Genomic DNA, 19,237 nt, shown 5'->3' with positions numbered 1-19,237 from the left:
TTTTTTTCAAAGTGATCCGATTTTTAAAATGAATATGTTGATAAATACGTCGACACACATTTAAAGTATTTATCAATATATTCATTTACTGTTTATGATAATAAAGATCAGCAGGAACTTTATAATGTAGAGTCTGATGTCGCCTTCTATAGTTATACCAAGCAACAAAATCATTTATTATAAGATTTAAATCTCTGATACTATTTGGTCTATAATAATATATAGCTTCTTGCTTTAAAGTTCTCCATAAGCGCTCAACAAATATATTGTCGAAGCAACGTCCTTTATGGTCCATACTGATTTTAATATTAGCACGCTCTAATTCCATAATAAAGTTGTAGCTAGTAAACTGCACCCCCTGATCACTATTAAAAATCTCAGGTTTACCTTGTTTTAGAGCTTCTTTGAGAGTATAAAGGCAAAATCCAGCATCGAGATATGGTGATAATGAATGAGCAATAATATAGCGACTATACAAGTCCATTATTGCCACAAAATAGATAAACTTACCTTCTACCATAATATATGTTATATCAGTAGCCCATACCTGATTAACTCTACAAATAATCAAATCTTTGAGTAAATAAGGATATATTTTATGCTTTTTTTCTTTAATACTTGTATTACATCTTTTTCTACAATACAGCCCACTAATCTTCATTTTTTTCATAATTCTTAAGATTTTTTTGTGATTGACTACTACTCCACTCGCTATGATTTCAGCAGTAATTTTACGATATCCATAACGGCAATCAGAAGCCAAATATACTTCTTGAATCAAATTTGCTACTTCACTTTCGTTATTAATTATAGGCCTATAATATAGGCTAGATCTGCAAATCCCCAATAAATCAGCCTGTTTCCTAATTGACAGATCAGAATCTTTTTCTATAAACCTTACTCTATCTTTTTTGCTTATTTCAGTAATTTTTTTTTCAAATAGCTATTTTCCACTGTCAATTCTCCTATTACTTTATGTAAACTTTCTATTTCTTGCGCTAAGATTCTTTGTTTTCTCGCACTTTCACTTTCTTCAACAAATAGGTCTTTTAACCTTGCCAATACTCTATCACGCCAATCATATAGATTTGTTGATGGTATTTTATATTCACTACATATCTCAGCTGTGCTTTTTTGATTTTTTATTGCTTCCAAAGCTATCTTTGCTTTTAACTCTGGTTCATATTTTTTTGTTGCCATACTTTTACCCCTTTACCTTCCTACTCGGATCAACCATTTTTTTTTGGTCTAGTTTATGGGGTGCATTATATGAATGAAAATGAAGTAACAACGATAATTCATCAAAATGGCTATAGGCTTTGGGGAAATAGAACATGTTCAAACGATTCGAAATGGGCTTTTCTATCAGTGAGAAGAACTGCAGATTTAATTAACGATAGTCTGCTGCGAGCTCATCTCTGGGCAGTTGATCGAAATATCACCAAAACTTACATAGATGATGTGATTGAGGGGGTGAATTCTTATTTGGCCAATTTAAAAGCGCAAGGAGCGATTATCAGTGGAAAATGTTATGCAACTTCAGAATTAAACACACCAGCAAATATTGCAAGTGGAAAAGTATACTTTGATTTTGAGTTTACACCACCATATCCAGCAGAACAGATTACTTTTCGTTCACGGCTGGTGAATAGTGAAATATCGTAAATTTTATTAAGGGAAAAAAGGAAGAAAGATGCTACCAAAGATTTTAAAGAATTTTAATGTGTTCGTAGATGGTCGGGGTTATGCAGGAAAAATAGATGAAATTACGCTGCCAAAGCTTACCATAAAAACTGAAGAATATAGAGCTGGTGGTATGGATATTCCAGTAAATATTGATATGGGCATGGAAAAGCTTGAAGCAGATTTCACTTTTTCTGAATACGATACAGAACTCTTTCGGCTATTTGGGTTGATAAATGGAAATTCAGTAGCTTTGACACTCAGAGGTGGAATGCAAGGGAGTGGTAGTAACGATATTGAAGGAGTAATAATCAACCTTAGGGGCATATTCAGAGAATTTGATTTTGGTAGCTGGAAACCTGCTGAAAAAGCAACGCTGAAGTGTACTGTAGCTGCTCATTACTATAAACTTACTATCGGTAGTAATGAATTAATAGAAATCGATGCTGAGAACATGATCCGTAAGATTAACGGTGTTGATCAAATGGCCTTGCTGCAAACGATTTTAGGGATTTAATGGAATAGATGGATGCCTTTTCATATAACCACTTTTTTATTGAAAAATTACTGATAATACTGTATAATTATTAATGTTTTTTAAGCATTTGTGCTATGGCTTTATCTAAATTTCTCGACCCTAAAAATGATATAGCATTTCGCCGTATCTTTGGTACAGAAAAGAATAAAGACATCCTCATTCACTTCCTCAATGATATTTTGAGCTTTACTGGCAAAAATGCAATACAGGATATAGAGTTTTTAAGTACTATTCAAGATCCCGAAATTGCCGCTAAAAAGCAAAGTATTGTTGATGTGCTATGTAAAGATTCAACAGGAGTACAATGGATAATTGAGATGCAGGTTGCTAAAACCAAAGGCTTTGAAAAACGTGCCCAATATTACGCTGCTAAAGCCTATTCAAGACAAGCAGATAAAGGTGATCAATACCATGACCTTAAGGAAATTATCTTTATTGCTATAGCAGACTGTATACTATTTCCGGATAAGTCTGAGTATAAATCAAAACACACCATTCGGGATGAAGATACTAATGAACATGATCTAAAAGATTTTTACTTTGTATTTATTGAACTGCCTAAATTTTCCAAAACTAAAGAAGATCAGCTTTCAAATATAGTTGAGAAGTGGGTGTATTTTTTTAAGTACGCTGATGAAACAAGTGAAGAAGAATTGGAAAGAATAACAGGAAGTGACGTAATAATCAAAAAAGCGTACGAAGAGCTAAACAGGTTTAACTGGTCAGAAAAAGAGTTTATAGCATATGAACAGGAGACCAAGCGTATTCGTGATGAACAGGCTGTCCTTGCTCAAAAACTTGATGATGCCAAAAAAGAAGGAAAGATTGAAGGAAAGATTGAAGGAAAGATTGAAGGAAAGATTGAAGGAAAGATTGAAGGAAAGATTGAAGGAAAGATTGAAGGAAAGATTGAAGGAAAGATTGAAGGAAAGATTGAAGTTGCAAAAGCGATGTTGACTAATAATGTTGATATTAGCACTATTGTCAAGTGTACAGGTCTTTCTGTCGATAAAGTTCAAGAATTAATTCAAGTTGAGGAAAAATAAACCCTACTATCATCTTTATATTGAGAAATTTAGTATGAAGGATCGTTAATCAAACACAAAAACTATAGTAAAAAAAATTAGTTATGTAAAAGCCGATATAGACTTTTATTTAATTAACTTTTTAAGGAGGAACATGCAAGCTATAACACTTAATAACCCAATAACAGTTGATGGAATTTCTGTTTCAGAACTTACCATTAGACGTCCAAAAGTTAGAGACTATTTGGCAATAGAACGCATTAATGGTAGTGACCTAAATAAGGAAGTGACTTTGACTGCCAACCTGACATCAGTTGCAAAAGAAGCAATTGAAGAGTTAGATATTGCTGATTATGTGAAAATTCAAGAGGTATTAAAGGATTTTTTTTCACCAATTATCCAAAAAACTTGAGATTAGAAGTACTCGTGCTTAGCTCTATCATAGGTGGTGGAGTTGAGCACATTCTTGATATGGAATTTAACGAATTTATCTTATGGGAAGAAACAGCAAAGAGGTCTAAATGTCAACGTTATCTATAAAAATCGGAGCAGTCTTAGATGGCAGTTTTAATACTGTAATAAAAGGAAGTAGCAGTCAACTTACTCGTCTTGGTGAGAATATAAGAAAGCTTGATTCATCTTTAAAATCAGTATCAAAATTTAAGCAGTTGGGTAGTGATGTTTTGACTAGCAGGGGGTCGTGGAAGGGCTTTGAAGATCAAGTAAAATCTTTAGCTAAACAAATGAAAGCAATAGAGAAACCAAGCAAAACTTTAAAAGCAGAATTTGACAAGGCCAAAACCTCCGCAATAAAAGCAAAAGAAGCATATTTGAAAAAGAGAGATGCTTTGCATTCATTTAATGAAGAAGTAAGAAAAAGTGGAAGAAATATTAAGTCATTAGTAAGCGACCAATATAAACTTGGCTCGTCCATTGAAGCGCTGAAAGGCAAGTATGGTAAGCTTGGATCTGCAATACGTAGTCACCAAAGTTTTTTAGCAAGCAAAGCACATTTTAAGTCACAAATTATAGAGACTATTGGACTAGGTCTTTCGCTTGCAGCGCCAATTAAAGTTGCTATTGATTTTGAATCGGCCATGGCTGATGTAAAGAAAGTAGTAAGGTTTGATAGTAAAAAAAATGAAGCTAGTAAATTTGCTCAAGAGCTCAAAAAGTTATCTCGTGAAATACCTTTGTCAGCTGCAGAATTAGCACAAATAGCTGCAAGCGGTGGTCAACTTGGTATTGACAAAAATGATCTTATGAAGTTTACAACAGTAGTTGCCAAAATGACCACAGCGTTTGATATGTCGGCAGAAGAAGCTGGTAATGCTATTGCAAAAATATCCAATGTCTATGGAATTAAAGTTGATGGTATGGAAAATGTAGGTAACATAATAAACCATCTTTCAGATAATACTGCTGCCAAAGCAAAGGAAATGGTTCTTACACTGAATAGAATTGGTGGTAATGCTAAACAGTTTGGTTTAGAAATTGATCAAGCAAGTAGCTTAGCAAGTGCATTCATAAGTTTAGGTAAACAACCTGAAAAAGCAGCAACTGCTATAAATAACTTTCTTAGTAAACTACAGACCGCAAGAGAGCAAAGTCCTGAATTTCACGATGCATTAGATGAGATGGGAACAAGTATAGAAGAGCTCGAACAAACTATTAAAAAAAATCCTCAAGAGGCAATATTGCAATTCCTTGAAACTTTAAAAAGAATAGACGATCAAGAGCGTGCTGGTATTCTTATGAATTTGTTTGGCTCTGGGTTTCAAGATGACATTGCTCTTTTAGTAGGAAGCTTAGACATTTACAAGAAAGCTATTGAACATTTAGCTGATAAAGAAAAATATAACGCTTCAATGCAGGACGAATTTAACAATCGGGCAAATACTACAGCTAATAAATTACAATTACTTAAAAATGCAGTATTTGAAGCTGGCATGAATCTAGGGTCAGTAATGTTGCCTACTTTAAATTATGTAGCTGGAAGTTTGAAAGCAATAACAGAGCGTATAGCTTCTTTTGCAGAAAAATATCCAACTTTAACTACGGCAATCATGAGTACTTTAGCAGCTTTGATAAGTTTGAAAGTCTTAGTAGTGGGATTAGGCTATGGAATTACTTTATTAGGAAGTACAATTTTTGGTCTTAAAGCAACAATACTGACAACATTTTCATCTTTATCAAGTATAGTTTTTCCTGCAGTAATAACAGGGCTAAGAGCAATAACACTAGCTGTAATGACTAACCCAATTGGACTTTTAATAGCGAGTCTTGTTTCTGGTGCAGCTTATGTTCTCACTAACTGGCAAAAAGTGAAAGACTTTTTCTCTAGCTTTTGGAAATCACTCATTGAACCTATAGGAAAAGCTTTTTCATGGATGAGAAATACAGTTAGTAGCATATTTGCTGAGAATAGCCCGATTAGAAAATTTGAAAATAATGGAAATGTTGTTAATAGGCTTTCTAAAAATAGCATTTTCAGTAACGGAAACCCATTGACAAGTAATAGTGCTATTAAACAATTTTCAGAAAATAGTAAAGGCAATTTTGAGAGTTTTAAAGTTAAAGGTGTTATAGAAGAAAAAAGAGCTATGGAACAAGAAGAAATTGAGAAAGCATTCAAGAAAAGTAGATATGAAAATAGGGAATCTAAAGTATATAACCAAGCATTCTATCAAACGTTTAATATCAACATTAAGTCTGAAGATGTCCGCAGCGTTGCTGATGCAGTAATAGAACGATTTAGAGAACAAGCACGTGGGGCACTTTTTGATATAGTTGAAGAGTTACATTGATGTTGCTTGGAAAATGTAAGCTTGAACCAATAAGCCTAAGATACAGTAAAGAAAAAAGGTGGTATACAATTGAATGTATTGAAAAAACGTCGCTACAAAACATTGGCTCAGGAATTGAATGTATTGATCTGACAGGAGTGATTTATCCACATTATCAGAGTAATGGCTTAGAACAGCTAAAAAATATACGTAACACTCAAGAACCACACGTTCTAGTTGATAATTCAGGAAATATACTTGGGAATTTTGTCATTATTAATGTAGAAGAAAAACAGATATTATTTTTTCCTGATGGAAAACCGAGAAAAGTTGAGTTTATTTTGAAGTTAAAAAGTTACAGTAAGTGATTTATTATTACACGAAAGAAAACGAAATGTTGGATTACATTTGCTGGAAACATTATGGATACAGTAGTGGAGCAGTGGAGGAAGTATTGCTTAAAAATCCAGGACTTGTAGAACATGGAAGTTTTTTGCCCGCTGGATTAAAAATTAAGCTTCCTAAAATTCAGAGAATATTGAAAGAATCTGTTATAAATATTTTAGATGAATGACACCAGATTTTGATATAGTAGCAAAAAATAACCCAGTAACAGAGGTTTTAAAAAAGAGTTTAATATCACTACGTGTAACTGATGGATCCGGTACTACAAGTGACGAAGCTGAGATATGCATTAATTATAGCTCTAGCGCTTTAGAACTTAAGGGTAATTTACAGGTTTTTCTAGGATATAAAGAAACAGGTTTATTACCTATGGGGGTATATAAGGCAAATCAAATTACAATACAAAGTCCACCACAAACTTTAAGAATAAAATGTGACGCTGCAAGTTTAAGAGGATCATTAAAGGAAAGAAAATCAAAGGAATGGAAAGACATTACCTTGGGAGATTTGATTAAAGAAATAGCACAAGAACATGGGTATGAAGGTAAAGTCGCTGAAAGATTTGAAAATATATTTATACCACATACCATTCAAGCAGATGAAAGCGACATGAGTTTTTTGGAAGGATTAGGCAAAAAATATGATGCACTAGTAAAACCAGCAGGAGGATATATAATTTTTATTCCGAAGGGAGAAGCAAGATCAGCGACTGGAAAGATGTTAGGTACAACAGTACTTACACCTAAAGATATTATAAATTGGGAGGTAAATTTTAATGTGCGTAACAAATATAGATCTTTTATTGCAAAATGGCACAGTTATGAAAAGGGAGAAACTATAGAAGAGAAAGTGGGAAATGAGGGTCCAAGTTATACCCTGCAAACGCTTTACTCTACCGCAGAATCAGCAATTAGTGCAGCAGCAGCTAAGTTAAAACAACTAAAACGTAGTACATCAAATTTAAATGTAACTGTTCCTGGTAATCCAGAATTATTTGCAGAAGCTAAGATCAGCCTTTCAGGATTTTGTCAGGAAATTGAAGGTGAATGGGTAATTAGCAAGGCAGAACATATTCTGAATAACAGAGGATATCAAACTATAGTAGAAGCAACAGTGAGCAAAGCTGTTTAAGTGAAACTTAAGCAAATGGTTATTTAATTCTAAAAAAATGTTAGACATGAACAAAATAAGTAAGAACATTAAGATAAATTTTCTATGGCTGATGATAACAGTTATATGTGTTGTCGTTACATGTTGTTATACAAAGAGTAAAGCTGTGAGTAATTATAAAACAGTACTACAAATTGCTTCTGAAAATTGTAACTTAGAGGTTGTAAAATTTTTGGTAGAAAATCTATTAGATGTTAATGTGCAGGTTCCTAAATTAACAGCATTACATTATGCTTCAGAGGCAGGTTGTTTAGAAGTCGTGAAGTTTCTAGTACAAAAAGGAGCTGATGTAAGTGCTTCTGACGGATACGAGCGATGGACACCGCTGCATTATGCTGCAGATCAAGGACGTTTGGAAATTGTTAAATTTTTATTAGACAAAGGAGCAGATCCTAGTGCTGTAGCTAAAGATGGAAGAACACCTAGAAGCATGGCTGTAATATCAGAAGAACGTAATAAAGATAAAAACAAGCAATACAGAGAAGTAATAAAACTACTTTCCAATGCAGAAGGCTCGCTAAAAAATAGCAAATAAGATCAAAGATATATTGGAGTCATAAGGATCTGCAGAAGAGCAATACGAATTCAAATAGTGACTACCACAGCAAAATATAGAAACTGAACATATTTCTTCTTTTATCAGTAATTTGCAATTATTTTATAACCAGTAAAAAATATGCTAAAAAAAATCCCAATTACAGTAATTATTACCATATTAATACAAACAGTAGCATTTATATGGTGGTTATCCAAGCTAGACTCAAGGGTACAATTTCACGATAAACTTATTGAATATGGTTTAATGGAAAAAGTGTTAGTACTTGAGGAAAGGGTAAAAAATCTTTCTGAGGAATTGGATGAGTTTAAATTACACGTTCTAAGCGGAAAAATTAAATCTTAATACCTTTACCCAAATTCACAATGATTAAATATATTTTATCCGTTGATGGAGGTGGCATTAGAGGCATCATACCAGCCATTATTCTAGCAGAAATAGAGCAAAGGACAAGAAAACCGATAGCTGAAATCTTTGATCTTATGGCAGGGACCTCAACCGGTGGAATTGTTGTAGCTGGATTATGTAAAAAAGATAAACCTCAATATTCTGCTAATGATTTAGTCGAGTTCTATCGGGAATATGGACCATATATTTTCAAGTCTTCATTTTTTAGGCGATCAATATTATCTTGGTTTAACTGTGCACAATACCCATATAAAAATATTGAATTTGTATTGGACAAATATTTTGGTGATGATACTCTACAAAACACTTTAAATAATGTACTGCTTACCAGTTACGACATTCAGAATAATTGCCCATTTTTCTTCAAAAGCTGGAAAGAAGGTAATATTAAGCTGAAAGATGCACTCAGAGCTGCAACGGCTGCACCTACTTACTTTGCACCTAAATATTTAAAAGTCAACCAAAAGGAAATGGTATTAGTGGATGGAGGGGTGTTTGCCAATAATCCAGCGGCTTGTGCATATGCAAGTGGTAAGAGATTATTTCCAAATGATGATATTCTACTGTTATCGGTAGGTACTGGCAGAACAGATAGAAGCATAGCCAATTCAAAGAGATTGGGAAAAATAGGCTGGATAAAGCCACTACTACATGTGATGTTTGCCTCAAGTTTAGATGCAGTAAATTACCAACTTGATCAAGTTATAGCTGATAAATATATACGCGTACAATCGCAACTAAAAATAGCATCACCTGACATGGATAATATTACATCAAAAAATATCAAATCTCTTCAGCAAGAGGCAAATGCAATGATAGAGGACAATCAGAAAGTGATAGAAAAATTCTGTATAGAAATATTAAATATATAACTATCTTTACTTACATCTTAATATATTGTTTAACACAATTCAATTTTCACACTCATCAGCAGTTAGGCCACTTGCTCGCAAAATAATATCAATAGCAACACCTTCCTTAACTAGATCTTTTGCAATTTTGATTTTCTCTGCTTTTTTAACCTTTTCTTTACCAGTTTGCATTCCTTCAGATAAAGATCTAGCTACCGTATCCAGTAATTCTTGATCCTCAATTTTTTCGCATTTACCTACAAATCTCAAAACTGGCTCATTTTCATGTTCTGTTAGTCCAAGAGCTTTAATGTTAACTGATAATGTCTTTGCTATCTTATATAATATTTCAATTGGAATGTCTGTATATCCTCGTTCATAGTCATGTATTTCTTTAGGTGTTGAACCGATTTTATTTGCCAAGTCCTCCTGAGTGTATTCCCGTATTAATCTCTCCTCTTTTATCCTTTTCCCTACTTTGTAGAGTATAGAATCAGTACAAATTTCTTTCTCTATATCATCATATTCATAAGTAGATAAGCGAGTCACTTGGGAAATAATATCAACTGAAACTCCTTCTTGCACTAGATTCTTTGCTACTTCTATTTTCGCTTCTTCTTGATTAATTTTTTCGCTAATATGAACAAACCTGACTAATGAAGGTACTATTTTGCCTAACTTTTGATTCTCGTATATTTTTGTTAGATAGAGTATTTCCTCATCTTCATCTTTATATTCTCTTACTACTACTGATTCAGGTAGTAGATCTGTAACACTAGCTGATAATGCTTTTGCTATTATATATAATACTTCAATTGGAATAGAAATATACCCATTTTCATAGCTGTTTACTTCTTGGTATGTTAAACCTATTTGACTTGCTAATCCTATTTGAGTATGCCCTCGCATTAACCTACAATTTTCTATTCTTTGCCCTATTCCGTAACTAACATTGCTTGCAGAAACAAACATTTATCCTCCATTTAAGAAAAAAACTTTATTGCTGTAATTTTTTTACGAGCTATCCATCTAAAACTACATCAACAGGTAAACCTACCGCTTGCAAAATAATATCAATAGAAATTCCACCTTTTACTAGATCCTTTGCAACTTTAATCCTTTCTATCTCTCTCACTTTCTCCTCACAAATACGTATTCCCTCAAACATAGATTTTATTAGTGCATTACGTAGTTCTTGATTTTCAATCTTTTTGTATTCTTCAATTAAATTCGGTAATTCATTTCCTACTCTTTCATCTGCATCTTCTGCTGGTTCAAGTAGATCCACGATATTAATCGATAACGCCTCTGCCATTTCATATAATTTATCAAGTGGAACAGCAACCCTTCCTTGCTCATAGTTATACCAATTCCCGTTATACGGGAAACAGATAGACAATAATGGAAGAAAAGCCATAATGAAATAAGTGAAATAGTTTAGGTATAAATGGCACTCAGATCAAAATTATTGGATGAAGAAGTAGTAAAATCAGCAAAAGAGATGCTGAAGAAAGTAAGGAATAATGCATATGTTTCAAAAAAACTAAACGCTGTAATTGCAGCAAAAAAGTACAGTATAACGTCTGTAGCAAAAATATATTGCATTTCAAGAAAGGCACTAACTTCGTGGATAAAACTCTTGAAATTTGGCAGAGAAGAAAAACTGTTTGCTCCTCGATCACGCCGAAGAAAAACTAAATTAAATCAGGCTCAACTACAGCAAATTGAAGCATGGATAGAAGAAAACCCTAATATTACCATTAAAGAAATGAGAATAAGAATACAGGAAAAGTTCGACTTAAATATTAGCAAATCTACAGTACACCGCCATATGCAAAAGATGAAATTTTCATATATTACACCAAGACCAGTACACAACGTACAAGATAAAAGTAAACAAGAGGAATTCAAAAAAAAATCTCAATGAAGTTATTGGAAAGTATCCTGAAAAAGAGCTATTTTTCTTTGATGAATCAAGGTTTGGCACACATTCGAAAGTTGGGCATGGATGGTTTAAAAAAGGTACTAGAACTCGGGTTAAAATAAAGTTAGGTAGGCATAATTTTTATCTCTACAGTGCAGTTAATCCTAAAAATGGAGAGAGTTTTAGCTTATTTGCACCAAATGTTAACACTGATTGCATGAATATATTTCTTGAGCAAATGTTGCAATATCTAGGGACAAGAGAAGCTGTTCTTGTTATGGACTGTGCTAGTTGGCATAAGTCAAAAAATTTAAAGGTACCTAAAAACATTGAGATTATATACCTACCTCCATATTCACCTGAACTTAATCCTGTTGAGAGGCTTTGGTTATATATAAAACAGAACATTTTGCGCAATAAAATATACAGTACTATTGCTTTGCTTGAGAGCACTTTATGCAAATTTCTTACCTCTCTTGCTACTTCTACAATTAAACAACTCTGCTCTGTTTCCTATTTGACTCCACAACAATGAGAATTGGTATTACTTATTTCATCACGTGTTGTAGTCATTTTCTCTGCTAAATCCTTTTGAGTGCACTCTCTTACCAGTCTCCATTCCTTTATCTTTTTCCCTATTTTGTAGTAGATAGAACCTATTTTTTCTTCAACACATTCATCAGCAGAGAGACCAATTGTTTTTGCAACAATATCAACAGAAACTCCTCCTTTAACCAGACCCTTTGCAATTTTTATTTTCTCTGCTTTTTTACTACTTTTCTCACTAATTTGAACAAACTTGGTTAGTAAACAAAATATCTTACGTAACTCTTGATCATTAATCTTTTTATATTCTCTTACTAGATTTAATATTTCCTCTCCCTTATCTTCAAAACAGATTTTTTCATTTGATACAGGAATGAGATCCGTAATAGGAAGTATGGATTTAAATGTTCTCAGAAAAAAGATCGCATCAATCTGTAAAAGATACAGCATAAAATGCATCTACATTGACTACTTGCAGCTACTCAGAGGATCAGGAAAAACGGAAAACAGAACTCTTGAGGTAACAGAAATCAGCAGAACATTAAAGAACATCGCCAAGGATTTTGAAGTTCCTGTTGTCGCGCTATCACAAATTAGTCGCAGAGTAGAAGAAAGGCAAAACAAAAGACCGCAACTAGCAGACCTGCGAGTATAATGCACCCATTTGTCTAGACCATTTTTTTCAAAGTGATCCGATTTTTAAAATGAATATGTTGATAAATACGTCGACACACATTTAAAGTATTTATCAATATATTCATTTACTGTTTATGATAATAAAGATCAGCAGGAACTTTATAATGTAGAGTCTGATGTCGCCTTCTATAGTTATACCAAGCAACAAAATCATTTATTATAAGATTTAAATCTCTGATACTATTTGGTCTATAATAATATATAGCTTCTTGCTTTAAAGTTCTCCATAAGCGCTCAACAAATATATTGTCGAAGCAACGTCCTTTATGGTCCATACTGATTTTAATATTAGCACGCTCTAATTCCATAATAAAGTTGTAGCTAGTAAACTGCACCCCCTGATCACTATTAAAAATCTCAGGTTTACCTTGTTTTAGAGCTTCTTTGAGAGTATAAAGGCAAAATCCAGCATCGAGATATGGTGATAATGAATGAGCAATAATATAGCGACTATACAAGTCCATTATTGCCACAAAATAGATAAACTTACCTTCTACCATAATATATGTTATATCAGTAGCCCATACCTGATTAACTCTACAAATAATCAAATCTTTGAGTAAATAAGGATATATTTTATGCTTTTTTTCTTTAATACTTGTATTACATCTTTTTCTACAATACAGCCCACTAATCTTCATTTTTTTCATAATTCTTAAGATTTTTTTGTGATTGACTACTACTCCACTCGCTATGATTTCAGCAGTAATTTTACGATATCCATAACGGCAATCAGAAGCCAAATATACTTCTTGAATCAAATTTGCTACTTCACTTTCGTTATTAATTATAGGCCTATAATATAGGCTAGATCTGCAAATCCCCAATAAATCAGCCTGTTTCCTAATTGACAGATCAGAATCTTTTTCTATAAACCTTACTCTATCTTTTTTGCTTATTTCAGTAATTTTTTTTTCAAATAGCTATTTTCCACTGTCAATTCTCTTATTACTTTATGTAAACTTTCTATTTCTTGCGCTAAGATTCTTTGTTTTCTCGCACTTTCACTTTCTTCAACAAATAGGTCTTTTAACCTTGCCAATACTCTATCACGCCAATCATATAGATTTGTTGATGGTATTTTATATTCACTACATATCTCAGCTGTGCTTTTTTGATTTTTTATTGCTTCCAAAGCTATCTTTGCTTTTAACTCTGGTTCATATTTTTTTGTTGCCATACTTTTACCCCTTTACCTTCCTACTCGGATCAACCATTTTTTTTTGGTCTAGTTTATGGGGTGCATTATAGTTTTACTATCTCTTCTACCTCTACTTTTTCTTTTTCTACTTTCCTCTTTTCTTTCTCTGCTACATCCCTTGCTTGTACTACTCTCGTTACTATGCTCAGCTTTAATCTATCAATCTCTTGGTCTTTGCATTCTGGTACATTCTCTCTTTCTTTCTTCTCGCCTTCAATAAAACTTCTGCTTAGCTTCTCAAACTTATCTACAAGCTTTGATAATCTTTCAAAGTCAGGCTCTTTTATTTCTCTCTTCAACTCTCTATACTCTTTACATAGGTTCTTAAATTTTGTTGTATAACCTTCATTTAAAACCAGAAAAGTATATTGGCACTCTAAAAACTTCTGCACTTCCTTATTTTGTTTTATTCTTTTTCTTGATATGTCTTGATCATCTGCTTCATCGTATAGTAGATTAAGAGCTTTTGTTTTTGCTTCTGCTTCTTCTGCTCTTCTTTCTGATATTTCATTCTTACTTCTTAACTGCTCAATTTCTTTTCTAGTTTCTACTGATTTTTTCTTTATACCAATTCTCATTGTTGTGGAGTCAAATAGGAAACAGAGCAGAGTTGTTTAATTGTAGAAGTAGCAAGAGAGGTAAGAAATTTGCATAAAGTGCTCTCAAGCAAAGCAATAGTACTGTATATTTTATTGCGCAAAATGTTCTGTTTTATATATAACCAAAGCCTCTCAACAGGATTAAGTTCAGGTGAATATGGAGGTAGGTATATAATCTCAATGTTTTTAGGTACCTTTAAATTTTTTGACTTATGCCAACTAGCACAGTCCATAACAAGAACAGCTTCTCTTGTCCCTAGATATTGCAACATTTGCTCAAGAAATATATTCATGCAATCAGTGTTAACATTTGGTGCAAATAAGCTAAAACTCTCTCCATTTTTAGGATTAACTGCACTGTAGAGATAAAAATTATGCCTACCTAACTTTATTTTAACCCGAGTTCTAGTACCTTTTTTAAACCATCCATGCCCAACTTTCGAATGTGTGCCAAACCTTGATTCATCAAAGAAAAATAGCTCTTTTTCAGGATACTTTCCAATAACTTCATTGAGATTTTTTTTTGAATTCCTCTTGTTTACTTTTATCTTGTACGTTGTGTACTGGTCTTGGTGTAATATATGAAAATTTCATCTTTTGCATATGGCGGTGTACTGTAGATTTGCTAATATTTAAGTCGAACTTTTCCTGTATTCTTATTCTCATTTCTTTAATGGTAATATTAGGGTTTTCTTCTATCCATGCTTCAATTTGCTGTAGTTGAGCCTGATTTAATTTAGTTTTTCTTCGGCGTGATCGAGGAGCAAACAGTTTTTCTTCTCTGCCAAATTTCAAGAGTTTTATCCACGAAGTTAGTGCCTTTCTTGAAATGCAATATATTTTTGCTACAGACGTTATACTGTACTTTTTTGCTGCAATTACAGCGTTTAGTTTTTTTGAAACATATGCATTATTCCTTACTTTCTTCAGCATCTCTTTTGCTGATTTTACTACTTCTTCATCCAATAATTTTGATCTGAGTGCCATTTATACCTAAACTATTTCACTTATTTCATTATGGCTTTTCTTCCATTATTGTCTATCTGTTTCCCGTGTAACGGGAATTGGTATTAGATCCTTAGTCGTTAATAAGTTCTCTTTCATAAATAGCATGTCCTCTTCACTCAACTCTACCTCCTTTAACATTTTTTTCTTATTTGCTTCTCGTAAAATCTCTACCATTTTATACCTTTTTTACTCCTGTTAACCTGCGAAATTTTTCATCATCTAACTCTTCTGCTATTTTCACCTTTTCCCTCACTCAAAACCCACCATTTTACTCTCTTTTTAACTTTATTCTAGTTTCGAAAGAGGTTCATTGACGCAAGAGTCTGGAATCCTTCATTTCATTAAATTTAGCATAAGCTCAGTTTGCTTGTAAATTTTTCTGGATGCCAGTGTCCGGACACTGGCATGACATTATAGAAGCTGAAATTCCAGTGTCAGCTACTTAGATAACACCAAAGGGGCTACTCGCATTTTTTAGGCCTAAATCACAGTTCTCATACAGTAAGCACTGACCATTTTTCGTATAAGTTACCTTTATAAACAAATGTTTGTACAGCTGTAACACCCACCTTAAAAACTTCAGAAAAACTGGCCTATCGTTTTTAACCTATTTAAATTTCCAAAATTAATCTATTTGGATCTTCTATGTAATTTTTTATTTTAACAAGGAAAGTCACTGCTCCTTTACCGTCAACTATTCTATGATCGTAAGAGAGAGCAATATACATCATCGGTCTGATTTCAATTGAGCTACCTATAGCAACTGGTCTATTTTGTATTGAGTGCATGCCAAGTATTCCAGATTGTGGAGGGTTGATTATTGGAGTAGAAAGGAGTGAGCCGTATACGCCACCGTTTGAGATAGTAAATGTTGCACCTTCCATTTCCGATACTTGCAGCTTACCTTCTCGTGCTTTTTTGCCAAGGGCAACTAAAGTTAGTTCAATTTCAGCAAATGACATTTGATCAGCATCACGAATAACTGGTACAACAAGACCTTTGTCAGTGCCAACAGCAACACCTATGTCATAGTAATTTTTATATACAATTTCATCACCTGAAATCTCAGCGTTAATCTCACGAATTTCTTTTAGTGCTTGCACTGCTGCCTTTATAAAAAACGACATGAAACCCAGTTTTATTCCATATTTCTTTTCAAAAGTTTCTTTATACTTTGCCCTCAGATCCATGACGTTTTTCATGTCAATTTCATTGAACGTGGTCAGTATTGCAGCAGTATTTTGCGATGCTTTCAAACGAGCAGCTATTACTTGCCTTATTTTGCTCATTTTCACTCGCTCTTCTCTTCTCTCTCCACTTACTACACTTTTTGGCGATTCATATTGTTTTACCGGAGGTTGTTCAGCTTTACTCATATGGTCTATCACATCCGCTTTAGTTATTCTGCCTCCCATGCCAGTTCCTTTTACATTTTCTGCACTAATTGCATTTTCTTCCATAATTTTACGAGCTGAAGGGGCATCTTTTTTATCAGGGCTTTCGCCTTTATCTTCTTTTTTCACTTCTTCTTTTACTTCTCCTACAGCAAGTTTTGCCAGTAATTGATCAGGGCTAATTACATCATCTTCTTTCACAAAAAATTCAGTTATTTGTCCTGAAGCTTCTGCAGTTAGTTCTAGCGCCGTTTTATCAGTTTCAATTTCAAAGATCAAGTCATCTACTTTTACTGCTTCGCCGATATTTTTCTTTATTTTTACTATACCTTCCGTAACTGATTCACCACCAAGAGTTTTTGGCGCTCTGATTTCTATAATTTTGCTCATAAAATAACTTCTACATAAAACTTTCTATAAATTTATACATGAAAAGAAACATAAATAAACTAATAAATTCATTAGGCCTTTTATTATAATGCTTGATTATTTCCTCCTAATACATGCAAAATTAAAATACTAAGTAAATTGAAATAAGATTATGGCTTTTGATAAAGTAGGCAACTCAGAAGATTTAGATAATGAAAAACTTCAACTGATATGTAAGGCTTATAGTGGAGAATTACTATCAAATCAAAGAATTGTTGATAGCATTAATTCAATGGATTACAGTAAACTTAAAGTCTTATGCAAGTATAGCATCATATGTAGAAGAAATCTATGACCATAAAATATCTGCAGCAGAGATATCTGGAATTACAGATAAATTACTACCTATAATCAATGAATGGTGTAGTCGTCCACTACAATCAATATATCCGATAGTATTCATGGTTTTTTAAGGTGAAAGAAGACGGTTGTTGTGTAAGTAAGTGCATGTATAACATATTGGGTATAGATCAAGAAGGCAAAAAGGATGTATTGGGTTTTTATTTTTTCTTTGTTTGTTAAAAATTTAGATTTTTGGTAATCGTGATTTAGAATTACTTCTAAAATAATAAAAGCATCTTTGTCATTATGCTATATACTAGTAAATAGTAACCTGTCGCTGTCACTTAATTTAGCTCGAAAATATTTAACATCTCCATCGCCTTTTATTAATTTTATACCTCCCAGGTTTGTATATTTATTTTCCTCTAAATCTTTAATGATTTCATTGAGCTTTTCCCTTAAAGGAGTTTTACCATTATCTAAATCATGATCATTAAACTCATCACAATAAAATACATCACTCATACTTCTCACCTCACTTTAATCTTAATGGTTGAATTTCATTCTTAGCTTATCATAATATCTCTAATTTCGCCAATAATTTAACTATTTCTATTTCAGTTACCATTTCGTATGTGAATTTTGTAGCATTAATGTATTGTTAGCATTGTAATGCCAATATAGATGTAGGTTATACTTTTGGTAACAATATGCCTACTTTTAAAGAATGCTTAAAAGGTATAGTAAGTGATGAAAAACTGGAAAATGCTATTACTTTTTTTCAAGGACCCTTGATTGACTTTGTTAATAAGCATAAGAGTCATTATTTTAAACTTCACGTTCTAGAAGGAAAACCTAGGGAATTTTATAATTTTGACCCATTATATTGGATTATACCTAATTGGATAAAAAGTAATTATTCATTAAGTAGCTTGTATTTACGTATGTTTGTGGAAGTGTTATCAGACTTTAGTATGTCGAAAGAAAAGGGATATATAAGAGGACTATGTGAGATATTGTGTGACTGGGTGATAAAAAATGATTATTTGCGGAATAGCGTGGCTTTTAGCAAAGTTTTTGTTAATCAACAAAAAAAACTTACAAATGATGAGAAAAAAAAGTTATTAGATATGATTTCTTCTGATGCATCATTTTTTCGACGAGAGAGATGGTATAGAGAAAGGTTATTTTATGAGCGTCATGGTTGCTACCCTAATGATTATGTTTCATGTGAAGACCATAAATGTATTATGGTTCAAGATAGAACGACAGGAAAATATAAAATAAACAGCGCAATACTTAGCAAAAATCTAGATAAAGTAAAACCTGGATACTATGCAACTCTATATTTTACTCGTCTAAATGGTAGTGGACATGCAATGTTAGTAAGGCGAAATAGTGACATTAAAGAAAGCTTTTCACTTTTTGACCCTAATTGTATAGCACTTTTTGATATTACAAAGGAAGAAGTATCTAACTCTGCTGCAGAAATTTTAGAACTACTTTATTTTGATGTTAACTTTGAGGATTTAGGCATTATCGAAAGGAGAAAAGGTATTTCTGAAAGTTTAGCTACGAAAAACAAATCAGTTGCAAAATTTACTGAGAAAGAAGTTCGGGAATTATTGGAAGATTCAAATATTTCTATGCTTACATATAGGAAACTAGAAGGTTAATTTAGAATCCCTCGTTTCATGTAAAGAAAATTCAAAATCAATATAATAATAAATTAAAAA

Annotated in this window: 23 protein-coding genes and 4 pseudogenes; 17 read left to right on the top strand and 10 right to left on the bottom strand. The window is 32.8% G+C overall.

Translation table 11 applies throughout. From position 1 onward, the window contains the following. Positions 1–85 precede the first annotated feature (85 nt). Positions 86–1,200 (bottom strand): IS3-like element ISWpi17 family transposase gene (locus tag OOK99_RS03635; RefSeq protein ID WP_214303219.1). Its coding sequence is split into 2 segments (ribosomal slippage): positions 86–927 and positions 927–1,200, totalling 1,116 coding nucleotides; the frame shifts between segments, so codons are not numbered across the junction. Positions 1,201–1,263: 63 nt separating this feature from the next. Here OOK99_RS03635 and OOK99_RS03630 point away from each other — a divergent pair. The 12 genes and pseudogenes from OOK99_RS03630 to OOK99_RS03575 form a co-directional block, all read left to right on the top strand. Then, positions 1,264–1,665, top strand: a pseudogene (locus OOK99_RS03630) (phage tail sheath family protein); the annotation flags it as partial. Positions 1,666–1,693: 28 nt separating this feature from the next. Next, positions 1,694–2,200 (top strand): phage major tail tube protein, encoded by a 507-nt coding sequence (locus OOK99_RS03625; protein ID WP_264719400.1) that lies wholly within the window; start codon positions 1,694–1,696, stop codon positions 2,198–2,200. A 95-nt stretch (positions 2,201–2,295) separates the two neighbouring features. Next, positions 2,296–3,267, top strand: coding sequence for an Rpn family recombination-promoting nuclease/putative transposase (locus OOK99_RS03620; RefSeq protein WP_264719399.1), 972 nt, complete (start codon positions 2,296–2,298; stop codon positions 3,265–3,267). 133 nt (positions 3,268–3,400) lie between these two features. After that, the gene (locus OOK99_RS03615; protein WP_017532593.1) at positions 3,401–3,658 is read left to right on the top strand and encodes a phage tail assembly protein; all 258 of its coding nucleotides are present in this window, start codon (positions 3,401–3,403) and stop codon (positions 3,656–3,658) included. After that, positions 3,655–3,786, top strand: a complete 132-nt coding sequence (locus OOK99_RS03610) for a hypothetical protein (RefSeq protein ID WP_017532594.1) — start codon at positions 3,655–3,657, stop codon at positions 3,784–3,786. The genes OOK99_RS03615 and OOK99_RS03610 overlap by 4 nt, the downstream gene beginning before the upstream one ends. Further along, positions 3,768–6,053: a phage tail tape measure protein gene (locus OOK99_RS03605; RefSeq protein ID WP_264719398.1), complete on the top strand. Its 2,286-nt coding sequence runs from the start codon at positions 3,768–3,770 to the stop codon at positions 6,051–6,053. The genes OOK99_RS03610 and OOK99_RS03605 overlap by 19 nt, the downstream gene beginning before the upstream one ends. Then, entirely contained in the window at positions 6,053–6,400 is a 348-nt protein-coding gene (locus OOK99_RS03600) for a phage tail protein (protein WP_264719396.1), read from the top strand. Before OOK99_RS03605 ends, OOK99_RS03600 begins: the two co-directional genes overlap by 1 nt. Before the next feature lie 26 nt (positions 6,401–6,426). Then, on the top strand, positions 6,427–6,606 hold the full coding sequence (locus OOK99_RS03595; protein ID WP_264719395.1) for a tail protein X: 180 nt from the start codon (positions 6,427–6,429) through the stop codon (positions 6,604–6,606). Next, positions 6,603–7,568: a phage late control D family protein gene (locus tag OOK99_RS03590; protein ID WP_264719393.1), complete on the top strand. Its 966-nt coding sequence runs from the start codon at positions 6,603–6,605 to the stop codon at positions 7,566–7,568. The genes OOK99_RS03595 and OOK99_RS03590 overlap by 4 nt, the downstream gene beginning before the upstream one ends. A gap of 145 nt (positions 7,569–7,713) precedes the next feature. Next, on the top strand, positions 7,714–8,142 hold the full coding sequence (locus tag OOK99_RS03585) for an ankyrin repeat domain-containing protein (RefSeq protein ID WP_319803424.1): 429 nt from the start codon (positions 7,714–7,716) through the stop codon (positions 8,140–8,142). Between the two features lie 141 nt (positions 8,143–8,283). After that, positions 8,284–8,508 carry a hypothetical protein gene (locus tag OOK99_RS03580; protein WP_264719392.1) on the top strand — a complete coding sequence of 75 codons (225 nt, stop codon included), beginning with the start codon at positions 8,284–8,286 and terminating at the stop codon, positions 8,506–8,508. A gap of 20 nt (positions 8,509–8,528) precedes the next feature. Then, positions 8,529–9,443, top strand: coding sequence for a patatin-like phospholipase family protein (locus OOK99_RS03575; protein ID WP_264719390.1), 915 nt, complete (start codon positions 8,529–8,531; stop codon positions 9,441–9,443). Between the two features lie 39 nt (positions 9,444–9,482). Here the strand turns inward: OOK99_RS03575 and wmk are convergent, their stop codons facing one another. Then, positions 9,483–10,394 (bottom strand): WO male-killing family protein Wmk, encoded by a 912-nt coding sequence (gene wmk / locus OOK99_RS03570; protein WP_264719388.1) that lies wholly within the window; start codon positions 10,392–10,394, stop codon positions 9,483–9,485. 49 nt (positions 10,395–10,443) lie between these two features. Further along, positions 10,444–10,785: pseudogene (locus OOK99_RS03565) on the bottom strand (WO male-killing family protein Wmk); the annotation flags it as partial. A gap of 84 nt (positions 10,786–10,869) precedes the next feature. On the opposite strand from OOK99_RS03565, the gene OOK99_RS03560 reads away from it, so the two are divergent. Beyond that, positions 10,870–11,881, top strand: a protein-coding gene (locus OOK99_RS03560) for an IS630 family transposase (RefSeq protein ID WP_264719384.1) whose coding sequence is annotated in 2 segments (ribosomal slippage) — positions 10,870–11,331 and positions 11,333–11,881 — 1,011 coding nt in all. Because the reading frame shifts where the segments join, the coding sequence is not laid out codon by codon here. An 8-nt stretch (positions 11,882–11,889) separates the two neighbouring features. On the opposite strand, the pseudogene OOK99_RS03555 reads toward OOK99_RS03560, so the two are convergent. Continuing rightward, positions 11,890–12,282: pseudogene (locus OOK99_RS03555) on the bottom strand (WO male-killing family protein Wmk); the annotation flags it as partial. Between OOK99_RS03555 and OOK99_RS03550 the strand changes: the two are divergent. Continuing rightward, positions 12,266–12,547: a DnaB-like helicase C-terminal domain-containing protein gene (locus OOK99_RS03550; protein ID WP_319803423.1), complete on the top strand. Its 282-nt coding sequence runs from the start codon at positions 12,266–12,268 to the stop codon at positions 12,545–12,547. The pseudogene OOK99_RS03555 and the gene OOK99_RS03550 overlap by 17 nt on opposite strands. Before the next feature lie 106 nt (positions 12,548–12,653). Here OOK99_RS03550 and OOK99_RS03545 read toward each other — a convergent pair. From OOK99_RS03545 to odhB, 5 genes are all read right to left on the bottom strand, one after another. Beyond that, positions 12,654–13,768, bottom strand: a protein-coding gene (locus OOK99_RS03545) for an IS3 family transposase (RefSeq protein ID WP_264719386.1) whose coding sequence is annotated in 2 segments (ribosomal slippage) — positions 12,654–13,495 and positions 13,495–13,768 — 1,116 coding nt in all. Because the reading frame shifts where the segments join, the coding sequence is not laid out codon by codon here. A gap of 65 nt (positions 13,769–13,833) precedes the next feature. Next, complete coding sequence (locus OOK99_RS03540; protein WP_264719385.1) at positions 13,834–14,367, bottom strand: hypothetical protein; 534 nt, start codon at positions 14,365–14,367, stop codon at positions 13,834–13,836. Further along, positions 14,364–15,375, bottom strand: a protein-coding gene (locus OOK99_RS03535) for an IS630 family transposase (RefSeq protein WP_264719384.1) whose coding sequence is annotated in 2 segments (ribosomal slippage) — positions 14,364–14,912 and positions 14,914–15,375 — 1,011 coding nt in all. Because the reading frame shifts where the segments join, the coding sequence is not laid out codon by codon here. Before OOK99_RS03535 ends, OOK99_RS03540 begins: the two co-directional genes overlap by 4 nt. A 45-nt stretch (positions 15,376–15,420) precedes the next feature. After that, positions 15,421–15,570 (bottom strand): hypothetical protein, encoded by a 150-nt coding sequence (locus OOK99_RS03530; protein ID WP_264719383.1) that lies wholly within the window; start codon positions 15,568–15,570, stop codon positions 15,421–15,423. 437 nt (positions 15,571–16,007) lie between these two features. Next, the gene (odhB, locus tag OOK99_RS03525) at positions 16,008–17,180 is read right to left on the bottom strand and encodes a 2-oxoglutarate dehydrogenase complex dihydrolipoyllysine-residue succinyltransferase (RefSeq protein WP_264719382.1); all 1,173 of its coding nucleotides are present in this window, start codon (positions 17,178–17,180) and stop codon (positions 16,008–16,010) included. 151 nt (positions 17,181–17,331) lie between these two features. Between odhB and OOK99_RS03520 the strand changes: the two genes are divergently transcribed. After that, on the top strand, positions 17,332–17,514 hold the full coding sequence (locus OOK99_RS03520; RefSeq protein WP_264337287.1) for a hypothetical protein: 183 nt from the start codon (positions 17,332–17,334) through the stop codon (positions 17,512–17,514). Next, positions 17,432–17,723 (top strand): annotated as a pseudogene (locus OOK99_RS03515) (transposase); the annotation flags it as partial. The gene OOK99_RS03520 and the pseudogene OOK99_RS03515, both read left to right, overlap by 83 nt. 87 nt (positions 17,724–17,810) lie before the next feature. On the opposite strand, the gene OOK99_RS03510 reads toward OOK99_RS03515, so the two are convergent. Then, positions 17,811–18,026, bottom strand: a complete 216-nt coding sequence (locus OOK99_RS03510; protein ID WP_264336975.1) for a hypothetical protein — start codon at positions 18,024–18,026, stop codon at positions 17,811–17,813. Between the two features lie 185 nt (positions 18,027–18,211). On the opposite strand from OOK99_RS03510, the gene OOK99_RS03505 reads away from it, so the two are divergent. Beyond that, the gene (locus OOK99_RS03505) at positions 18,212–19,177 is read left to right on the top strand and encodes a hypothetical protein (RefSeq protein WP_264719381.1); all 966 of its coding nucleotides are present in this window, start codon (positions 18,212–18,214) and stop codon (positions 19,175–19,177) included. Positions 19,178–19,237: the final 60 nt, after the last annotated feature.

This window comes from Wolbachia endosymbiont (group B) of Eucosma cana, from assembly GCF_947250645.1.
Lineage (GTDB): Bacteria > Pseudomonadota > Alphaproteobacteria > Rickettsiales > Anaplasmataceae > Wolbachia.
This window is presented reverse-complemented; position numbering and strand designations above follow the sequence as displayed.